We start from the raw sequence: 19745 nt of genomic DNA, 5'->3' as shown, positions 1-19745 counted from the left end.
TCCTAAACACCCTTAGCGGTCTTTCTCCACCATTTGCAGAAAATCACCGGCATCACTAAAAACGGCATCATAAAATTTTGAGTCGCTGGTAAGTCCCACTTCATAAGTATAGTAATTCGGTGTTTTTCGTATTCTTGCGGCTTCAACAATTTTATAGGTCGGATAATTTTTTTTAAGGTAAGACTGGATAGTTTGTGGCAACTTGTTCGGTTTGACCGCATGCTCCAACACCTGTAGTTCGCCTCTCAGATTATAATAGGCTGAAACCCTGGTGCCCTGAACGGTAAAATCTGCTACATACAGTTCTTCATTGCCATCATCACCGTCAAACTCGCTTCTCCATACGGCATTTGTTTTCGGAAATTCTTTTTCAAAAGCAAAACGTGCTTCGTCAGGCGGTGAATAAGGTTCTTTTTTGTCGGTTTGTCCATAAAAACTGGCCGTAATGAGCAATAAGGCTGCTAAAAAAGTATTTTTCATAATGCATAGGTTTTAAATTATACAAAAGAGGCTCCATAACGAATTTACCATTTTTTATCTGATTTTTGGTATTGTATGGTAAGAATCATAAACAAATATAGCTTGTAAAAATGAAGAGAAAATGAAGATAATTTTGGATTTTGGATTTGTGATTTATGAATGCTGACTTAGGATTTTGGATTTTTGATTTTAGCCACAGATTTTAATGATTACACAGATTTAAGGTATTTATATAATCTCTCTGTAAAAGAAAAACATTTACCCATTACCAATCAACTAAAAACTATCGCCTATCAACTATACATTATCAACTATAATAACTCAATTGGCCGCATTAAAAAAATTGTAAATTAGCCACATATAAACCAAACCGTTAGCAGTTATTTTTAACAAAATACATATTCAAAAAATATTCGTAAGACAGAATAAAGAAATTGTTCATAACATAATATAAGTAAAATAACTGACAGCGAACCGTTTGTGTAAAATTCAACTGCAGGATTCTATTAAAAAAGAACGAATGAAACCAACCTTTAGATGTGGGACAAGAAAAGCGATTAATGAGTTATCAGAAGAACTAAATATTCCGCATAATTCTTCTATGCAGGACTGGTCTTATACAGAAGGAAATCCTGATGACATTGAAAAGTACATTTCACATTACTACCTGACAACAGATGACGACAAGAAATTTGTTTTAATGGAAATTATAATTCAGGCAACAGAAGACCAAAATACTGAGGAACTTTTTATAAAGTATTGCGAAACAATTAAACCAATTTTAGAAGCCAACTTCAAGCTTCACGAATTTACTATTCATTACTGGGCTTGCTTTGACAACGAAAATATTGATGACTGTTGGAAAATCGCAACTCTAATGCAACAATTATGGACAGACAAATCCAAACTAAAATTACTTTTTGTTTGCACGGTAAACAGAATGAGAAGTGCGACTGCTCACAAAATATATGAAGACGATAAACGTTTTGAAGTAAAATCAGCAGGCACAGATAAATCAGCAAATACTGTAATTTCCGATGAAATATTAAGTTGGGCAGACAGTATTATTGTTATGGAAAAACATCATAGAAATTTCATAAGACAAAAGTTTCCCGAAATTTATAAAAATAAAAAAATTGTATGTTTATACATTCCGGACGACTATGATTATATGCAGACAGAACTAATTGACATACTAAAGAATAAAGTAGAAGATGTTTACAGACGAAGACTTATTTGACATAGAAAACAACAAGCCCCTAACAAGAGTTTTATGTCAGTTGGGCTGAGGTGCAAATCGGACAACAGTTTTTCAATGGAACTTTAGTAATAAAACCTGCTTTGCACCCCGAAATCCTCCACTTTAAATTTCCACACACAACAAAATGAAGCCAGAAAAGAGATATGAAATATTAAATTCATTGCCTGCAAACGGACCAATGTATGTGTCGGTGACAGACAACGGAGAACCTTTCTATTCAGAAGGATTTCCTGTTCGTTTTTACAAGGCAGACGGAACGGAATGGCTGGCAAACTTTCAACCGGGTTGGACAGACCTGAAACAAGTAATAGAGTTTGAGCATACTCAAAACTTATTGGTTATAGCTAACGGAACTTGCTATCTGATGAATCCGGAAGATACAAAACCTATTGAAGTATTTGGAGTTGATTATACAGCCATTTTTCAAGCAAGCAAAGGAAGACTTCTCTTAAAAGACCAGACCCAACTGACAATCATTGAGCCTGACGGAACACATTGGAATACTGAAAGAATTTCGTGGGACGGATTAGCTGAAATTAGAGTTGAAAATAATTTGGTATCCGGACTTGCATACGATCCTATGCACGATACTGACGAATGGGTTGCATTTAAGTATGACCTTGATACAAAAACTTTGACAGGAGGAAGTTATTATTCATTTGAAAACAAAAAGTCTTGAACAAACGATTTTTATTTTTCTCAAATGAATTGCAATGATTCAATTTATTTTCATGGAGTATTAAGATGTTTGACAATAGCTTACCCCAGTAAAAGCTCAAAAATTCGCCAACATACTAAAATCCTGCATCATAAACAACATATTTAATTCGCCAGTACAAAGCATTTAAAAGCCATAAAAGCTTTTTCTCCACCACTTACTTTGAGCTTAAGAAAATTATTTTAAATTTGTCAAAAAATGACAAGTCTTATGAAAACCACATTTGGGGAGTATATCCGACTTTTAAGAACTGAAAAAGGGTTGACCTTAACTCAACTTGCTGCCAAACTTGACTTGGATTCGGCAAACTTGAGTAAAATCGAAAACAATAAAAGAGATTTTGATGAAAAACGACTTTCTAAACTTTCAAAAACATTTGGAATAAGTTTGAAAGAAATTCGAGAAGAGTTTTTGACAGACCAACTTGGAAAAAAGATTTACGAAACGAATTGCACCAAAGAACTCTTAAAGGTAGCAGAAGAAAAAGCTGAATATCGCAGAACAATTAATAAAAACCTTCAAATAGAAAAAGCAATATGAAAATAGTATCATTTTTTGCAGGAGCAGGTGGGCTTGATTTAGGTTTCCAAAAAGCAGGTTTTGATGTCATTTGGGCAAATGAATATGACAAAGAAATTTGGGAAACTTATGAAAAAAATCATCCGCATACATTTCTAGACAAAAGAAGTATCGTAGATATTCCTGCAAACGAAGTTCCTGAGTGTGATGGGATTATTGGCGGTCCACCTTGCCAAAGTTGGAGTGAAGCAGGTTCAATGCGTGGAATAAATGATAAACGCGGACAACTATTCTATGATTTTATCAGAATCCTGGAAGCCAAACAACCTAAATTTTTCCTAGCAGAAAATGTTAGCGGAATGCTTTTGAACAGACATGGGGAAGCACTTAAAAATATTCAAGAATTATTTAAAAATGCAGGAGTTGGCTATGAATTGTCCTTTCAAATGCTGAATGCTTCAGATTTTGATGTTCCACAAGATAGAAAAAGAGTATTTTTTGTAGGCATTCGCAAAGACTTAACTTTTAATTTTCAGTTTCCAAATCCAATAGGTAAAAAAATAGCGCTACAACAAGCTATTTTCGATTTAAAAGATAGTGTTGTTCCAGCAAAAGAAGGAAATAAAACTAATAAAGAAAATTGTACGATTGCTAACCACGAATATATGATTGGCGGCTTTTCTTCAATGTTTATGTCGAGAAATAGAGTTAGGTCTTGGGACGAACAATCATTTACAATTCAAGCAGGTGGAAGACACGCACCAATTCACCCGCAAGCACCTAAAATGAAATTTATTGAGCAAAATGTTCGTGCGTTTGTTAATGGAAAAGAAGATTTGTATAGAAGGTTAAGCGTTCGTGAATGTGCAAGAATTCAAACATTTCCGGATGATTTTATATTTCATTACACGCATATTGCAGCAGGGTATAAAATGATTGGGAATGCCGTCCCAGTTAATTTGGCGAAACATATGGCTTTGAGTATTAAGTCTCAAATTGAAAACGCAGAAAAGAAAATTAGGACAAGAAAGAAAACAAATTTAGAATTAGAAAACTCATTATCATAGAGTATGGCGAGTCAAACAATAAATGGGAAAGCGTTTGAATATGCTTTACTTTTTGAATTTTATGAACGTTTAAAGCCTATAACAAGCATTTCAATTACAGAGAATGAACCATTTCAAAATGCAAAAGGCTGTTTTCTTAGTTTTGTTGAAGAAGAGCAGGATATTTTTAGAATTACGGCAAGTGCAGCTATTAATTTCTTAATTGACATTGAGCCAAGGCTGTCAAATAGTATTAGTAAAGAAGATATTTTAACTCTTGAAATTGTGAGTGATAAAGTAGGACAAACCGGAGATGTTCGTGATTTTCTTATAATACGTTCTTTCCAAAAATGGGAAATAGGAATTTCCGCAAAAAACAATCACAGAGCAGTAAAGCATTCACGATTATCATTGAACATAGACTTTGGGGAGAAGTGGTTGGGAATTCCTTGCTCACAAAATTACTTTGACGAAATCAAGCCTATTTTTGATATGTTGACTGACTTAAAAGTAAAAAACAAGAACATCAAATGGACTTCTATTGAAAATATGCATCAAGTGGTTTATATCCCAATTTTAAATGCTTTTAGAAAAGAACTCTTACGCCTTGATAATGAAAATCCAACCATTGTAGCCGAAAACCTTGTGCAATATTTAATCGGTAATGAAGATTTCTATAAGGTTATCAAAGGCAATAAAAAAGTAGAAATTCAAGCTTATAACCTAAATGGAACTTTGAATTTGCCCTTTGAAAGCACCAAACCTAAAGCAAAAATTCCAAAACTCAAATTGCCATCACGTTTAATTGAAATTGTTTATGAAGACAACTCAACTACAACTTTGTTGATTTCTTTAAATGAAGGCTGGCAAATGTCATTTAGAATTCACAATGCAAGCTCAAGAGTTGAACCATCATTGAAATTTGATATAAATCTTGTAAGTGCACCTCACACATTGTTCACAAATCACATTTTTATTGCATAACGTCAATGAAAAGACATAAACATTGGCAAATCATACTAGCAAAAGGGTATATCTCTATTAACACTCTCTAACCAAACTATCTAAGACATTACTAAATGGAAACACTCAGAAACATCTACTATAATAAATAGACGCATTACCGATACTTTTTTGCAGAAAAACTGCATCTTTTATTCACAAAAGAGAGAAAACCAATTTACGTTTGTTTACTTCTGTAATTGAAATGTATTTTATATGGACATTCTACATTTGTAGTATCTCAATGCATGAATGACAATATTCGAATACCAGAAAAGTGATTTTTTTAACTTTAAATAAGTACTTAATTCTTCATGCTGAAAATGGAATATCCTGTCAAGAATTTTACTTATAACCAAAAAACGACTGTACATTATGTGATTTTTGATTTGTGATTTTAGCCACAGATTTTAATGATTACACAGATTACAGATTTAAGCCATTTATCTAATCTCTCTGCGTAAAAGAAAATATGTAAACTCTACAAATCATCAACTAAAAACTATCAACTATCCCTTATCAACTATCAACTATCCCTTAAGTAAAGCCTATGTGAACAATACCAACAGGCTGATGTCTTTTATTACTATGGATGCCACAGAACGCTACAGACAGTTGCTTAACCAAGACCCGATAATAGTAAAACGGCTACCCAACAAAATGGTTGCTTCATACCTCAATATTTCGCAGGAAACCTTGAGCCGACTGAAATCAAAAGTGTAACTACCAAACACTACTCTGGATTGATTTTAGATTTGGGATTTTTGATTTTAGATTTCTATATCTAATCTCTAATTTCTACCATCTGCAATCTGCCATCTGCAACCTGATTTCTGATTTATAAAGTCATTTAAGCCTCTTTTTTCTCATCCCGCAATGCATCTATACTGTATGGGCCGGCACCAAAATAGGCTAACATAAGTGCCGCCCCAATAATCGACATGTTTTTCATAAATGTCATCAAAACCAACTGGTGCAGCATCGGGTCACTGACAGTCCAGAAATCGTGCATGATAAAAGTAACCGGAATCAAAAAGATAATAATCAGCCAGGCACCCCATTTGGCCATAAAACCAAATAAAATACTAAGTCCTGCCGCCATTTCCAGTACGCCAACAAGTGGAATCAGTATATACGACAGCGGAATTCCTTTGGCAGCTGCCTCATACACAAACGTATCTGAAAATTTAGCAACAGAAGAATACATAAAGATGATGCTGAAAAGAAACCTGCCAATTAAAGGGATATATTTCATGATATTTAAAATTTAATGAGCTGTAAATAGCTGTATTAAATTTACGGCTAAGTCAACAATAACACTTCGTGCCATTCCGTCCGAAATTGGTCTGAAACCCGCCTTTTTTCCTACAACAGTCTAATACTGAGTTGACCGCAAAAAAGAACTCTCGCATAAAATGACTAACTTTACGACACTAAAGACGATTGATTTGGAAAAAACTGGCATCCGAAAGCTCTCAATCAGCGATATTCTGGAAATATTGGGTGATGTCCCGCAATCTGAAGGACTCCATATTTATATGGGAAAAGGTGCCATTACAACCATTCCGTTTCCTTATCCGTATCGCTCTGATAATTTTTCGGTGATGCTCATCCTTTCCGGAACGATGAAACTCCAACTGGACCTTATCTCCCATACTGCCAATCCAAATGACCTGATTATTATTTCGCCAAGAACCATCAACCATATCCTTGAAATTGGCGGGAATCTTGAACTGATTGCCGTTAGCTTTACGTTAGATTTTGCCCGGCAATCCAATCGGAATAAAAATGAAATCGATGCCTTTGAGTTCTTTGCTTCAAAAGCCATCCCTAAGCTTACCTTTAGTGAGGAGGAATGCCGGAATTTTATTTTCCTGGCCCGTTTACTTATGCAGGAAAACATTGAAAAGAACCATGAACCCTATAGCGATGAGGTGCTTCACCATACCTTTAGCCTGCTCATGTATATAGTGGCTTCACGCTATAAAAAAGAAAACTCCGGACTAAAACCGGAACTGTCCCGTCAGGAAGAACTCACCTTAAAATTTCTCAAATTGCTTGACACCCATTTCAAACAGCAGCGCAGCGTGCAGTTCTATGCCGATTCGCTCTGTGTTACAAGCGGACATCTTACCAAAATTCTAAAAGAAGTTTCCGGAAAAACAGCCGGAGAACTGATAGAAGAAGCCCTCCTTTTGGAAGCGCGCATACTGCTGTCTGACCCTATGCTGACCATTGCCCAAATTGCAGACGAACTCCGGTTTAGCGACCAGTCTTCCTTTGGAAAATCTTTTAAGAAAAACATAGGGCTTTCACCCACAGAATACCGTAGAAAAAACAGCCGGTAGAGGCTTTGCAACTTTACAACTTTGCAACTTTACGACTTTACGACTTTGCGACTTTACAACTTTATATAAAAGTAATTCGCCCCTTTTGTCATTTGGTACAAACTTCCTGACAGTGATTAAATATTTATATCTTTGAAATCCTTATTATTATCAAAAAACTGCCATGCGCTACAACCGGCTGCTTCTATTTTTGCTTTTATTTTTGCTATGCTTAAACGGCATGGCGCAGCCTTCTTCACAAAATACATTAATCCAGAAAGGCTGGGATGCGCTTGTAAAAGACCATGACGACGAAGCTTTCCGGTATTTTTTCCTATCCTATGAAAAAGCAAAAAAAGACAGGAATGAAACAGATATGGCAGAATCACTGCTCTATCTCGGCATCTGCTCTTTTGGTTCCAGCTATGAAAAAGGACTTGACTACGCTTTCCAGTCGCTCAATATTTACAACCGGTTGGAAAAAACCAATCCCGATGTGGGACAAATTGGCCGTAGCAAATGCCTGCAGCTTATCAGCACCATTTATTCCCGACAGAAAAAATATGCACAGGCCAAACCCATCAGCCGCGAAGTAATCAGCATTCTCGAAAGCCGTGAAGACAAAAGCGGTACTCTGGGTCTTGCCTATTCCAGTCTGGGTTCTTTATACGAACAGCAACAGCTCAAAGATTCAGCCTATTATTTTTACAAGCTGGCCTTAAAAGACTTTGAAAAATCAGGCAATCAGGCCTATCTGCCCAATGCCTACATCAACATAGGCGAAAGCGAAATGGGACGCCACAACGACCAAAATGGTCTGGACTACTTTCAAAAAGCACTGGAGATAGCCAATACCACAGAAAATAAACAGGCTCAGGCTTCAGCACTTTTGGCCATTGGCAGATGGCACCTCAATCACAAACACAAAACAGAAGCTTTGTTTTATTTCCAAAAGGCACATGTGATATCGGAAGCACTTTCCGACAAGCTTTTTGAAATCATGACCGTCGAAGCACTCATCGAGCTAAACGAAAAGGAAAAAAATTACTTCGAAATGTCCAGGCTTCAAAAACGCCTTATTTTCCTGAAAGACCAACTCCATTCCTTAGAAAGGGAAAAAATAGTCAAGAGCCTTGAAATGCAATTTGAAGTGGCTGAAAAAAACAGAAAACTTGCCCTGGTTTCAAAGGAAAAAGAAGTGGCAAGGCTTACCAATTATTTGTTGGCCATTTGCATTATTGTACTCCTGACAGCTTTAGTAACAGGATATTTATACCTTAAAAGCAGAAACAAGCGCGACAGGAATCTGCTCAAAACCAAAGAAGCTCTTCTGGAAGCCAAAGAAAAACAGCGCGAACTGGAAGAGATACGTTTCCAGAACGACCTGGACCATAAAGAAAGCCAATTGAGCGCCATCACCCTACAGATGCTGCAAAAGAACGAATTGTTAAGCGATATCAAATCGGCTATAGAACAGCAGCCTCAATCCGAACAGCAACTCATCAAGATGGTCAACCGCCATTTTGAGCAAAACAACAATTGGGATGATTTCAACCTCTATTTTGAAAGCATCAATAAAAACTTCTACACACGCCTCAAACAACTGTATCCGGAAATCAGCGCCAACGATTTAAAAATATGTGCGCTTATCAAGCTGAATCTTTCCATAAAGGAAATGGCTTCCATACTAAATATTTCTCCGGACAGTGTCAAAACTGCCCGTTACCGACTGCGTAAAAAATTACAGCTTGCGGCAGACGAAAACCTTACCAACTTTATACTTTCGGTCTAAAACAAGACTCTTGTCTACTAACTTTCTACCGCATTATACGGGCTTGTCTACCTTTTGTCTACCTGATTTTTTCGGGGCTTAGCAACGTATCCACTAATTTTGGATAAAAGTTTTTAGTTGTTTAAGAAACTCCCGGGAATAGATTCCGTGTTTCCAAAAATCTTCTTCCGGGAACTTAAAAAAACAAAAAAATAGCCCAATCATGAACAGAAAAAAATGTATATGGTTTATAGGTATAATCCTGCTGATTATTTGCGGAGCTTATCTTTATAACGGTGTCCTGTATAAAGAAGCCCGTAACATTGCGGAAGAAAAGCCGGCATTCCGGCTTTCTTCTTTGCAATTGCTCAGTAACTACAAAGCAAATATGTCCGTTTCGGATTCAAGCTACCTGAACAAAACACTTGAAATCAACGGAAAAGTGACCCAGATTTCCGATTCATTACTAACCCTTGATTCCGGCATATCCTGCAGTTTTGCCAAAAACTTAGCTCCAGATATTCACGGCAAGGAAATAACCCTGAAAGGAAGATGTATTGGTTTTGATGAACTGATGGAAGAAGTAAAACTAGACCAATGCATCCTAATACAGTAATAGTATCCATGAGAAATATAATCTTACAGTTCGCCTGTTTGTTATTGCTTAGCGGTTCTGCCTGTGCCCAGGAAGACCTGCTGTCGCAACTGGATTCAACCCAGGCACAGGATACTTATGCAACAGCAGCATTCAAAGGATTGCAGGTCATTACGTTACAATCGACCAAAATGCCCGCTAAGAAAGAATTTTATTTTGTCGTATCACACCGGTTTGGAACCGTAAAAGGTGGTATTTCCGAGTTTTTCGGGTTTGATGATGCCACAACCAAAATTGGCGGTATTTACGGGCTAACAGACTGGCTTTCCGTTAGCGGTTCAAGACATACGCTTTCGAAAGTATATGAAGCATCCGTAAAATACCGACTGGCAAGACAAAGTGACCTGTTTCCGTTTGAAATTGTGGGTTACAATACGCTGGACATCAACAGCCTGCTAAAAAAGGACGATTACCCCAAAATTGAATTTTCAGACAGGCTGACTTATATCACCCAGCTGATTGTTTCCCGAAAAATATCGGAAAGGCTCTCTCTGGAACTCGTACCATCCTACATACATAAAAACCTGTACAATCCTGAAATAGAAAACGACAACCAATTTGCATTGGGTTATGGCGGCAGGATGAAAATTAGTAAAAGGCTCTCTGTTAATCTGGAATATGCTTATAATTTTAACAAGCCTGATTTTTACAAAAACCCGCTTTCTGTTGGACTTGATGTAGAAACCGGAGGTCATATCTTCCAATTACTTTTTACCAATTCTCAATCGATGACAGAAAGCGGTTATTTAACGAGTGCTACCGGAGATTGGGGCAAAGGTGATTTTTTCTTCGGATTTAATCTATACCGCGTTTTTTAATTGAACAGACATGAAAAAGATATATTTATTATTGGCCCTGACGCTGTTTTTTGCTTGTGATTCCAATACTTATGAAGATTTGGAAGAACCAACTACTGTTGACGGACCGGTCACTTATCAGACTACCGTCAAAGCGATTGTAGACGCCAATTGTATACGATGCCATTCGCCCGGAGGTGTTTCCTCTTTCCGCCCGCTCACAACCTATCAGGAAGTCAAGGATGCAGTGCAGAATACCAACCTGCTGGACAGAATACAAAGACAGAACGGAGAAACAGGACAGATGCCGCAAACCGGAAGAATGCCACAAGATAAAATCAACCTGATTCTGCAATGGAGAGCCGACGGCCTACCGGAAAACTAAACTGAAAAATATGAAAATACTAAAAAACAAATTACCGATACTGCTATTGTTTCTGTTAGGAACCCTCTCTGCCCAAGCGCAGAAATATGTCACCAAAAACGGAAACGTAAAATTTGAAGCTTCCGTTCCTTCATTTGAAGAGGTTGCGGCAGAAAGCAAAAGTACTTCTGCCGTTTTAGAAACTTCTACAGGAGACTTTGCCGCACTGACGCTAATGAAAGGATTTCGTTTTAAAGTAGCCCTGATGGAGGAACATTTTAATGAAAATTATGTGGAATCTGACAAATATCCTAAAGCAACGTTTAAAGGCAAAATAGAAGATTTTGATGCCTCACAGATTACTACCACAGAAAAGACAGTGACCATTACAGGTGACCTTACCCTGCACGGAAAAACCAAAAAGGTATCAAGCACGGCAAAAATCTCAAAATCTGGAACCGGTTTTAAAATAACCGGCAACTTTATCGTAAAGCCGGAAGATTTTGGGATTGAAATTCCAAAGATTGTCAGCAAAAAAGTAGCCGATAAGGTTACTGTAGATTATAATTTCTTACTCAATAAGCAATAAAAATGAAAAAACTTTTATCACTCCTGTTTCTCGTTACTGTTTCTGCCATTGCGCAAAACAAGGGCCCAAAAGATGTTTTCGATACTGCCCGTTATGGCACTGTTGAAGAAATAAAGGCATTGGCTGCCAAAAATCCGGATACAATCAATAAAGTCAATGCGATGGGATTTACACCATTGATTCTTGCCTGTTACAGGGGCAACCTGACCGTGGCAGAATACCTGACCGAAAACGTAAACAATATTAATTACAGCAGTTCCAGCGGTACAGCACTGGCCGCGGTTGCCGTAAAAGGGAATATCAAACTGGCAGAAGCCCTGCTGAAAAAAAAGGCCGACCCGAATATTGCCGATGCCGCCGGAATGACACCGCTGCTTTATGCTATACAATTCAAGAATAAGGAACTTATTGAATTGTTACTGCGTTACAAGGCAGATAAGACACAAAAAGACAAACAGGGCAAGGCGCCATTTGAATATGCCGTAGATACCAGAAATCAAGAAATCATTAACCTATTTAAAAACTAAGAAAATATGAAAAAAACACTACTCACAGTAACTCTTGGACTTTTAGCACTTGTGGTGCAAGCCCAGACAAAAACAACCGGAACGGTAAACCTGCTTGCCGGAATGACGGCAAAACTGGATCTAAACAGCACCAACTCTACTGCTACCCTAACGCTAACCGGACCATCAGACCGCTGGTTTGCGCTGCAATTCGGTTCGTTTAGTAACGGGCAGGGAATGGAAGCCGGACAAGATGTGGTATACTATAACGGAACCACGCTGATAGATGCCGTACATAATGGTGTTGGTACGCCACCAACTGCTGACACAAATAATTGGACAGTAACGTCAAACACGGTTGCTTCCGGAACCAGAACTATAGTAGCTACGAGAGCTTTTGACACAGCCAGTTCAAGCGATTATACTTTTGTTTATGCTAATACTTCTATTGATTTTGCTTTTGCAAGAATGAGCTCTGCCAGTTTTTCTTTAGCATATCACGGAGCCAACAGAGGCTACCAGATTGATGTTCCTTTGGCTCCTGCTTTGGGTGTTGACGATATAGAAGCTGCAAAAAAATTTGCTATTTATCCGAATCCTTCCAGCAGTCAGTTTTCAATAAGAACAGATGAAGACATCAAGTCTGTTGTGATTTATGATGCTACCGGAAAACTAGCAGCCCGCTTTTCCAACCGCAAAGAAATGCTTGACATCTCTTCATTGCAATCTGGATTGTATTTTGTAGAAATTGAAACAACTAATAATGAAACTTCTATTGAAAAACTTATGAAAAAGTAAAATTGCTGTTTGCTTGGTTTCATTAGGTGAAAGGGCAGTCGTAAGGCTGCTCTTTTTTATTTTAGATTTTAGATTTTAGATTTTAGATTTTAGATTTTAGATTTTTGATTTTTGATTTTTGATTTAAGATGATTTATGATTTTTGATTTATGATTTGGGATTTTGGCCACGTTTAAAGATTCACAGATTCCAGAAGCTTCCTTTCACCTTAGTTCCCGGAACCTTAACACCTCCTCACTTTCAACTTTCAACTTTCGACTTTCAACTTTCAACTTTCGACTTTCCACTATCAACTATCAACTATCACTTTCCTTATTTTTTCATCAAAAACTTCGCAACAGCATGATAAGCCGGAATAGAATAAGCGTCATTGGCGCTATTTGCAGCAACAGGATGAGAAGCAAAACGCACAATAACCATGTCTGCCTTTGGGTCAACATAAATCACCTGGCCATGTACACCCCGGGCGCAGAACGCACCATGTTCGTTATGCGTAATCCACCACATATTTTTGTAGCTCCATCCTTTCAGTAGCGGATAACCCGCTTTGGCAAAGGCATTTTTGTTGCCTCCCTTTTTGATGTCTTCAATGGCTACTTTCGGGATAATCTGATATCCGTTTGCAAAACCGTTATCCAGAATGAGTTGGCCAAAACGCGCCATATCTCTTAATCCCAGATTAAAGCCTCCACCGGCAAAAGGCGTTCCTGTAGCATCAACAGACAGGTAGGCGTCCTGCTCAACACCCAGTCGTTTCCATATCCTTTCAGACAAAACCGTTGCCACATCTTTCTTTGTGGCGCGGGCAATAATCCAGCCCAGTACATCAGAATTTACCGTCTTATAGCCAAAAGCCTTGCCATGCGTACCTTTTTTCTTAACCAATGGCAGGTATTCATAATAGCTTTTTGGTCCTTTGTAATCCTTTGGTTTGGGCAGCGGATTTCCCGCAGCCGAAAACTGCCATATCTCCGCATTCGGGTCTGCATAATCTTCACTAAACTGTAGGGCAGTTGTCATATCCATAACCTGCCGAACCGTGGCATCTCCAAACGCTGATTTTTTAAGTTCCGGAATATAGTCGGTCACTTTTTTCCTTTCATCAATAATTCCTTCTTTTGCGAGCAGTATGCCCAGAGTCCCCGTAAATGATTTTGTTACAGACATAGCGGCATGCTGTCCTTCAGGTGTCAGGGCTCCAAAATATTTTTCGTATACTATTTTTCCGTGATGCAACATGATAACCCCATCTGCATAGGTCTTTTGCAGGCTCTCTTCCCAGGTCATCGGTTCTTTTTCTCCCAATGGAATAAAAGTGACGCCTCCAATATCTTCGCGAAGTGCTTCCTGTAGCGGATTTGAAGGCCCTAAACCACGGGAAACGTTAGTTGTAGGCATAAATTGTCGCATATGTGCCACACTCCACCGCAAGCCCGGAAATTCAAAGAAACTGCCATCTTCAAAACGCAGTATGCGATTTTCCGGCGGCGGCGAACCAACCATCCATCCCATTTTTACAGGGTCACTTTCTGCAGCAGTCGGGTAAACGGTTTTTTCCTGTGCTTTGGAGGAAGTACCATACAGCAGGCAGGAACAAAAAAATAATCGGGAATAAAAATAGAGCTGTTTCATAGGTAAAGATTTAGGTTGGTTGATTAAGCTAAAGGAAAAATTACAGTGAAGACGTTTATAAATCACTGTAATTCAACCTAAAGTTACAATATATATTCTAAAACGGTCGAATATTTTTAAGGATTTTCTGTATAAAAAATATACCTCCCTACCTGCTTCTTTATCTTAATATGAATTGTATTTCGAAAAAAACTGTTATTTTTTAGTTGTTTTCTTTTAGAAATATAAGATAAAATTTGCATTTTTGTCTTAGGCATGTTGTGTCATGCCACTTCCCCCGCCAGATTAAATAACGACGTATCTTTTTGATGCAACTATCATAATACCTACGACCCATGAAAGTATTCCGATTGGCCTTTTTATTTTTGTTGGTTTCCAACAGTTCTTTGTTTGCTCAGGTTCCCGTAACCGACCTTGATTTTGCCATACTCCGTTGTGAGAAGGCTTTTGAATCCGGAACGGAAGAGGATATCAAAACCAATTTTCCATTACCGGAACAGCAGGAATTGCTGCTTAGCCTTGATAAAAGCAAAACGAAAATTGTACGCAAGGCAGGTCCGTCAAAAATACTTGAAAGCGATAAGAAAAGTGCTTTGGTATTGCTAACGGGTACTTTACTTTTTGGCAATTCCGGAAACGAAACCCTTTACTCAGGACACTACTCCGGTATATACCGTTTTAAATACAGTGGTGGAAAATGGACGATTGCAGAAAAACTGCCAATTGACCGCAAGAATCTCCTGATGGGACATATCATAAACGCTGCTATTGACCCTGGCAGCAGCAGTTTGACTGTGAGCGACAGTATGAAAATCCTGACTCAGGAATCTTACGGATTTACGGTAGTGTTGAACCATAAGGCTAAGATAACAGCGTTACAGGTGGATGGTAAGGATGCCGATTATGTGTTTAACGGTGGTATTCTTTGGGTGCGTACCAAAACCAATGCCGAGCAGCAGTTGGCACTTTCCTATACGCTTGCGGTTGACAAGTTTGAGAAGGATAAAAATTCCGGTTATTTTGATGATACCTACGGACATGTGAGAAACCAGTTTTTCTGGCATCCGTTTTTTAGTTTTTCAAGTCCAAACGACCGCGCTAATTTTTCGGTTCGTGTAACCATTCCATCAGTCTACCAATTGGCTACCAGCCTGCCACAGGAAGAAACCGTTTCAGAAAACCAGAGAATTGTTAAGGCACAATCTGCAGGTCCAACATTTGCATTGGGGCTATACTATGACAAGAAATGGAAAACATATCGTTATAAAAAGAATGATTATCAGTTGGAAGTTTTCTGTGATGCGGATTTCAAACCCAATCCGGATATACTCCATAAGAATTTCCTGGAAGCCTATGATTTGCTGGCTGAAAAATTCGGAAGTCCGAGAGGACAATATCTTGCCATTGTACAGGACCGCTCGAATGCCTCAAATGGCTGGCTTAACCGAAGCAATGATATGATTGTAGCTGCCAAACAGGGTAGTGATTTTTTAAGAGACAAACCGTCACCCCGCGCTCCGTTTGCTCATGAGGTGGCCCATGCGTGGACCACGCCTATTGGCCCTGCTACCAATTTCCTTTCGGAAGGTTGGGCGTCTTATGCAGAACGTTATTTTCTTGAAAAGCAATATGGAGAAGCTATTTTTAAAGACTACCTTACAAGCTATAAGAATATTTATTTCTCGGAAGGTTTTGATACCAAAGTTTCTTTATGGGACGATGTTTCCAATGATGGTGTTTCCTATTACAAAGGTGTTTGGGTGTTTTATATGCTTGAACAATTGCTGGGGAAAGAGGATTTTGAAAATGGACTGAAAGCTTTTATGCAATCCGGAGAGCCTATGACGATACCGTTTTTTATGGATAAGCTTACTAAAACGACCGGTAAAAAAGTACAGCCTTTTTTAGAGCCGTGGCTTAAAAGCAAGCAGGTTCCTCATGTGCGTGCTGTTTTGAAAGATAATGCCCTTGTGATTAGCCAGGAAGGTGATGTATTGCCTTTTTTACTGGAAGTAGAATTTACGTTGGGCGATGGTACAAAAACGTTGAGTTCTTTCCCTATTAAAGATAAGCAACATCGTTTCAAGCTTTCCGGTGCTAAGTTTGCCGGTGCTAAAGCGATAAAATTAGACCCAAGCGAAAAACTGCTTATCAAAATTCTGGAATAGCTGCCTTATCGTTCATAGCCGCAGCGCGTCTTCCCTGCTTTTCGGGCTTCCCTGAGGGTTATCTTCTCTATTTTGTAGGTGCAGTTCTGCAAACCTTCACAGCTTTCCGTATAGTGAAATCGTTTTCCGTTCGGACTGTTGCAGATGTATACTTCTTTCCTTTTTGAGGTTGATGCCTGAATAAACAGGATGCTTAACAATACCAATAGAGATGATTTCATTTTACTGTTTTATTGGAGAACAAGACAGTAAAAATAAATAATTTTATTTATTATAAATATTTTTGTTTGTTAAAATATTAAAATGATGAGTTATTAAAAAAAAAGGGCCAGGGTCAAGAGTTATTTAAACCTTAGTGCCTTTTCTCCTTAGAAACTTTTTACCTTATCAACTTATTTCCCTTGAAAATGATTTCTAATTAAGGGAATTTGTACCAACATTGCTAATAGTAAGGCTACTGCTGCATACATAGTTGTTTTAGAAGAATCCAACTGGTTTGCCATGTTTTGGAGTTTGTTAGCGTAGGCCATGTCAAAATCAATATTGAATATTTGTTGCTGTGAGCCATCTGTGAAATAAGCATAACCAAACAATCCAATAATAATGGTAATCAATACAATCCAAAAAGTTTTTGGCAGTAAGGGTTTATAGGCTGGAATGGTCTTTTCCGGAGCCATAGCAACCTGTGCCATCACACGGGATGTAAAATCAAAGGATGGCGTTTCCAGCGGCAGGCTTTTCATTGCCTTGTCTGCCAGTTTTTCCAATTCGTTATTTTCGTTCTCTTTCATATTCGCTAATAATTTCAGGTTCGAGTCTGGCTCTTACTATTTCGCCTAGCTTCTTCCTGCAACGGAAGAGTTTTATTTTTACATTATTCGCTTTAATGCCTATTATCTTGGCTATTTCTTCAAGCGATTGTTCTTCAAAATAATACAGGGTCAGCAAAAAGGCATCTTCGCCCGGTAATTGCTGCAAACACTCCTGTATAGCACGGTGGCGTTCTTCCCCGTCCATGGCATCCAGTACATTTTCTGCTGTTGCCAGTTGGCGTGAGCCATAATTATCTATATCAACTGTTAAAGGTACCGTTTTATGTTTCTTAATCCTATCCAGACAGGTGTTATAGGCTACCCTATAAATCCATGTTGAAAATTTTGATTCCCCTTTAAATTTTTCCATTGACCGGAATACTTTTACAAAAGTGTCCTGCGCTGCTTCTTCAGCCTCTTCGGTATTTTTAATCATCCGTAGGGCTAAGGTATAAACCAGGGTTTTATAGCGTTCCACCAAATGCGTAAATGCCTGGGTGTCGCCTTTCATAATCCGGTCAATATAAAACTGGTCGTTAGGTAGTGCCATATGGATGTAAGACGATACAAACTGCTGATGGGTTACAGCTAAAATAAAATTTTTATTGGTTAGTGGAAAATTTGTTGTGAAGTTTGGTACTAAGGTACTAAGGTACTAAGGTGCTAAGGTGCTAAGGTAGAAAGTTGAAGTAAGTATAATTATATAATTAGGTATAATAATATTTTTTTTAAAAAAAGTTGTAACCTAAATCCGAAAGCTGTCGTCATAAGGTACAGATACAATCAATAACATTTAAAAATCATCAATCATGGAACGAATTATTATACCTGTTTGCTTATTTGCTACAATTTTTGGAGTTTTCTATATCTATTTGAGTACCCGCAACCGCGAACGTCTTGCTCTGATAGAAAAGGGCGCTGATGCCAGCCTTTTTAAGAGCAGTCCGCAAAATGTACCGGTTTGGAAATTGCTACTTCTGAATCTTTCACTGTTACTTATAGGCATAGGAATCGGACTTCTTATTATTTCTATTCTACATGCATACACTTTGCTTGACAGCGAGGCTGCCAATACGGCTATAGTGTTTATCATGGCCGGAATAAGCCTGTTCACAGGTTTTACACTTTCCAAAAAATTGGAAAAATAATTTTTAGGTTTGATTATATTAAAAAACGCAGGACAAATACCTGCGTTTTTTTTGGTTGATTGATTGGCTGGTTACCTGAAAGGTTGCTCCTTATGTAATTTTCAACTCTGAAAGAAATAGTTTCATTCAGCGAAAACCATCTTATTTTTATAACTAAAGAAATATCGTATACAATTATCCAAACCTACTAATAACTATTTTAGTTTTATTACGGATTTCCATAAAGTGAGAAAAAAAGTCGAAAGTCAAAAAGTCAAAAAGTCAAAAAGTCGAAAGTTGGAAAGCTGGAAAGTTTTGGAAAATAAAAAAACGCAGGAATATCCTGCGTTTTTTATTTTCTTCAATAGGCAATTAATCCTTTTTCAGGAATTTTCCATCTTTTGTAAATTCCAAATCAATGCCATTGGTCAGGTCTACATCTACATCCTTATGGCCATAATCAATATGGGTGATTTTTTCGTTTGGATAATTCGCTGCTACATAATCCCTGATTGATGCAGGAATAAAGGCTGTGGGTATCGGATTTTTGCCTCCATCGACTTCACGATAGGAACCGTCTTTCCAGAATTCTACTTCTGTACCGTCCTGCAACTTGACTTCATAGCCTTTTTCACCATGTTCTGCATCTTTTTTGGCTTTTTCAATGCCTGTATGACTAAAATGTTCCTTAAGAAATTCCTGTGCCGGTTTCGGCAATTCACCTGGGGCTATTTTCTTTTGGGCCAATGCCGGTATTGCCAATCCAAGCAATAGTACGGCTAAAGCAATTTTTGTTTTCATAATTCATTTTTTTAGGTTGTGTTCTTACTAAGTTAACATAACTTCAATGGCTTTCCTATTTTTTTAAGAAAGGTTTAGTTTTTTGTTAGGAATTTACAAAACAAGACTATCAAAAACACAATTCTCTAAATATCAATTAGTTAAAAAACAGCTTTTCAATCTCAAAGCAGGTTCACCTTTATAAAGATGAACCTTTTTGCCTTCAGGAATCCTAATTTTGGGTCAAAAAAAAACAATTGCTATGAAAAAATGTTACTTACTGCTGGCCCTGATGGGCTGGCAAGCGAACTCGTATTCGCAAACGTTAAACCAATCGGCCAACTGGCCCAATAATGCCTGGACAATTACAGGGAATTACAATGAGGATTCCGA

22 protein-coding genes and 1 pseudogene are annotated in these 19745 nt (G+C 37.9%); 16 read left to right on the top strand and 7 right to left on the bottom strand.

The window, feature by feature from the left end:
- Positions 1 to 12: 12 nt before the first annotated feature.
- Entirely contained in the window at positions 13 to 480 is a 468-nt protein-coding gene (locus tag BGO88_RS08360) for a PepSY-like domain-containing protein (protein ID WP_101472377.1), read from the bottom strand.
- A 520-nt stretch (positions 481 to 1000) separates the two neighbouring features.
- Here BGO88_RS08360 and BGO88_RS08355 point away from each other — a divergent pair.
- The 6 genes and pseudogenes from BGO88_RS08355 to BGO88_RS08330 all read left to right on the top strand — a co-directional run.
- Positions 1001 to 1720, top strand: a complete 720-nt coding sequence (locus BGO88_RS08355; protein ID WP_286706585.1) for a low molecular weight protein tyrosine phosphatase family protein — start codon at positions 1001 to 1003, stop codon at positions 1718 to 1720.
- Between the two features lie 145 nt (positions 1721 to 1865).
- Entirely contained in the window at positions 1866 to 2420 is a 555-nt protein-coding gene (locus BGO88_RS08350; RefSeq protein ID WP_286706584.1) for a hypothetical protein, read from the top strand.
- A 249-nt stretch (positions 2421 to 2669) separates the two neighbouring features.
- A complete protein-coding gene (locus tag BGO88_RS08345; RefSeq protein ID WP_286706583.1) occupies positions 2670 to 2999 on the top strand; it encodes a helix-turn-helix domain-containing protein in 330 nt (109 codons plus the stop codon).
- Complete coding sequence (locus BGO88_RS08340) at positions 2996 to 4045, top strand: DNA cytosine methyltransferase (RefSeq protein WP_286706582.1); 1050 nt, start codon at positions 2996 to 2998, stop codon at positions 4043 to 4045. Before BGO88_RS08345 ends, BGO88_RS08340 begins: the two co-directional genes overlap by 4 nt.
- Before the next feature lie 3 nt (positions 4046 to 4048).
- The gene (locus BGO88_RS08335) at positions 4049 to 5008 is read left to right on the top strand and encodes a HaeIII family restriction endonuclease (RefSeq protein WP_286706581.1); all 960 of its coding nucleotides are present in this window, start codon (positions 4049 to 4051) and stop codon (positions 5006 to 5008) included.
- A 555-nt stretch (positions 5009 to 5563) separates the two neighbouring features.
- Positions 5564 to 5749, top strand: a pseudogene (locus BGO88_RS08330) (Crp/Fnr family transcriptional regulator); the annotation flags it as partial.
- Between the two features lie 127 nt (positions 5750 to 5876).
- On the opposite strand, the gene BGO88_RS08325 reads toward BGO88_RS08330, so the two are convergent.
- Positions 5877 to 6281: a DoxX family protein gene (locus BGO88_RS08325; protein WP_082482112.1), complete on the bottom strand. Its 405-nt coding sequence runs from the start codon at positions 6279 to 6281 to the stop codon at positions 5877 to 5879.
- Positions 6282 to 6441: 160 nt separating this feature from the next.
- Between BGO88_RS08325 and BGO88_RS08320 the strand changes: the two genes are divergently transcribed.
- The 8 genes from BGO88_RS08320 to BGO88_RS08285 all read left to right on the top strand — a co-directional run bounded on the left by BGO88_RS08320 (position 6442) and on the right by BGO88_RS08285 (position 12833).
- Positions 6442 to 7374, top strand: a complete 933-nt coding sequence (locus BGO88_RS08320; RefSeq protein ID WP_286706580.1) for a helix-turn-helix domain-containing protein — start codon at positions 6442 to 6444, stop codon at positions 7372 to 7374.
- Positions 7375 to 7594: 220 nt separating this feature from the next.
- Positions 7595 to 9145 carry a tetratricopeptide repeat protein gene (locus BGO88_RS08315; protein ID WP_101472381.1) on the top strand — a complete coding sequence of 517 codons (1551 nt, stop codon included), beginning with the start codon at positions 7595 to 7597 and terminating at the stop codon, positions 9143 to 9145.
- Between the two features lie 202 nt (positions 9146 to 9347).
- A complete protein-coding gene (locus BGO88_RS08310) occupies positions 9348 to 9740 on the top strand; it encodes an OB-fold protein (RefSeq protein WP_286706579.1) in 393 nt (130 codons plus the stop codon).
- Positions 9741 to 9748: 8 nt separating this feature from the next.
- Positions 9749 to 10597, top strand: a complete 849-nt coding sequence (locus BGO88_RS08305; RefSeq protein ID WP_286706578.1) for a DUF5777 family beta-barrel protein — start codon at positions 9749 to 9751, stop codon at positions 10595 to 10597.
- A gap of 10 nt (positions 10598 to 10607) precedes the next feature.
- The gene (locus BGO88_RS08300; RefSeq protein WP_286706577.1) at positions 10608 to 10961 is read left to right on the top strand and encodes a cytochrome c; all 354 of its coding nucleotides are present in this window, start codon (positions 10608 to 10610) and stop codon (positions 10959 to 10961) included.
- A 10-nt stretch (positions 10962 to 10971) separates the two neighbouring features.
- Positions 10972 to 11529: a YceI family protein gene (locus tag BGO88_RS08295; protein WP_286706576.1), complete on the top strand. Its 558-nt coding sequence runs from the start codon at positions 10972 to 10974 to the stop codon at positions 11527 to 11529.
- A gap of 2 nt (positions 11530 to 11531) precedes the next feature.
- Positions 11532 to 12056 (top strand): ankyrin repeat domain-containing protein, encoded by a 525-nt coding sequence (locus BGO88_RS08290; protein ID WP_101472382.1) that lies wholly within the window; start codon positions 11532 to 11534, stop codon positions 12054 to 12056.
- A 6-nt stretch (positions 12057 to 12062) separates the two neighbouring features.
- Positions 12063 to 12833: a T9SS type A sorting domain-containing protein gene (locus BGO88_RS08285; protein ID WP_286706575.1), complete on the top strand. Its 771-nt coding sequence runs from the start codon at positions 12063 to 12065 to the stop codon at positions 12831 to 12833.
- A gap of 312 nt (positions 12834 to 13145) precedes the next feature.
- On the opposite strand, the gene BGO88_RS08280 is transcribed toward BGO88_RS08285, so the two are convergent.
- Entirely contained in the window at positions 13146 to 14465 is a 1320-nt protein-coding gene (locus BGO88_RS08280) for a serine hydrolase domain-containing protein (RefSeq protein ID WP_286706574.1), read from the bottom strand.
- Between the two features lie 335 nt (positions 14466 to 14800).
- Here BGO88_RS08280 and BGO88_RS08275 point away from each other — a divergent pair, with 335 nt between their 5' ends.
- The gene (locus BGO88_RS08275; protein WP_286706573.1) at positions 14801 to 16633 is read left to right on the top strand and encodes a M1 family aminopeptidase; all 1833 of its coding nucleotides are present in this window, start codon (positions 14801 to 14803) and stop codon (positions 16631 to 16633) included.
- A 5-nt stretch (positions 16634 to 16638) separates the two neighbouring features.
- Here BGO88_RS08275 and BGO88_RS08270 read toward each other — a convergent pair whose 3' ends face one another.
- From BGO88_RS08270 to BGO88_RS08260, 3 genes are all read right to left on the bottom strand, one after another.
- The gene (locus tag BGO88_RS08270; protein WP_056065451.1) at positions 16639 to 16854 is read right to left on the bottom strand and encodes a hypothetical protein; all 216 of its coding nucleotides are present in this window, start codon (positions 16852 to 16854) and stop codon (positions 16639 to 16641) included.
- Between the two features lie 171 nt (positions 16855 to 17025).
- Positions 17026 to 17424, bottom strand: coding sequence for a hypothetical protein (locus BGO88_RS08265; RefSeq protein ID WP_056065449.1), 399 nt, complete (start codon positions 17422 to 17424; stop codon positions 17026 to 17028).
- Positions 17405 to 17995: an RNA polymerase sigma factor gene (locus BGO88_RS08260; protein WP_286706572.1), complete on the bottom strand. Its 591-nt coding sequence runs from the start codon at positions 17993 to 17995 to the stop codon at positions 17405 to 17407. The genes BGO88_RS08265 and BGO88_RS08260 overlap by 20 nt, the downstream gene beginning before the upstream one ends.
- A 259-nt stretch (positions 17996 to 18254) precedes the next feature.
- Here BGO88_RS08260 and BGO88_RS08255 point away from each other — a divergent pair, with 259 nt between their 5' ends.
- Complete coding sequence (locus BGO88_RS08255) at positions 18255 to 18593, top strand: DUF6249 domain-containing protein (RefSeq protein WP_056065442.1); 339 nt, start codon at positions 18255 to 18257, stop codon at positions 18591 to 18593.
- A gap of 351 nt (positions 18594 to 18944) precedes the next feature.
- Here the strand turns inward: BGO88_RS08255 and BGO88_RS08250 are convergent, their stop codons facing one another.
- The gene (locus BGO88_RS08250) at positions 18945 to 19373 is read right to left on the bottom strand and encodes a PepSY-like domain-containing protein (protein ID WP_101472389.1); all 429 of its coding nucleotides are present in this window, start codon (positions 19371 to 19373) and stop codon (positions 18945 to 18947) included.
- Positions 19374 to 19745: the final 372 nt, after the last annotated feature.

Source organism: Flavobacterium sp. 38-13 (genome assembly GCF_001899155.1).
In the GTDB taxonomy this organism is placed as follows: domain Bacteria; phylum Bacteroidota; class Bacteroidia; order Flavobacteriales; family Flavobacteriaceae; genus Flavobacterium; species Flavobacterium lindanitolerans.
Note: the sequence above shows the minus strand (reverse complement) of the source record. Positions and strands in the feature narration are given on the sequence as shown.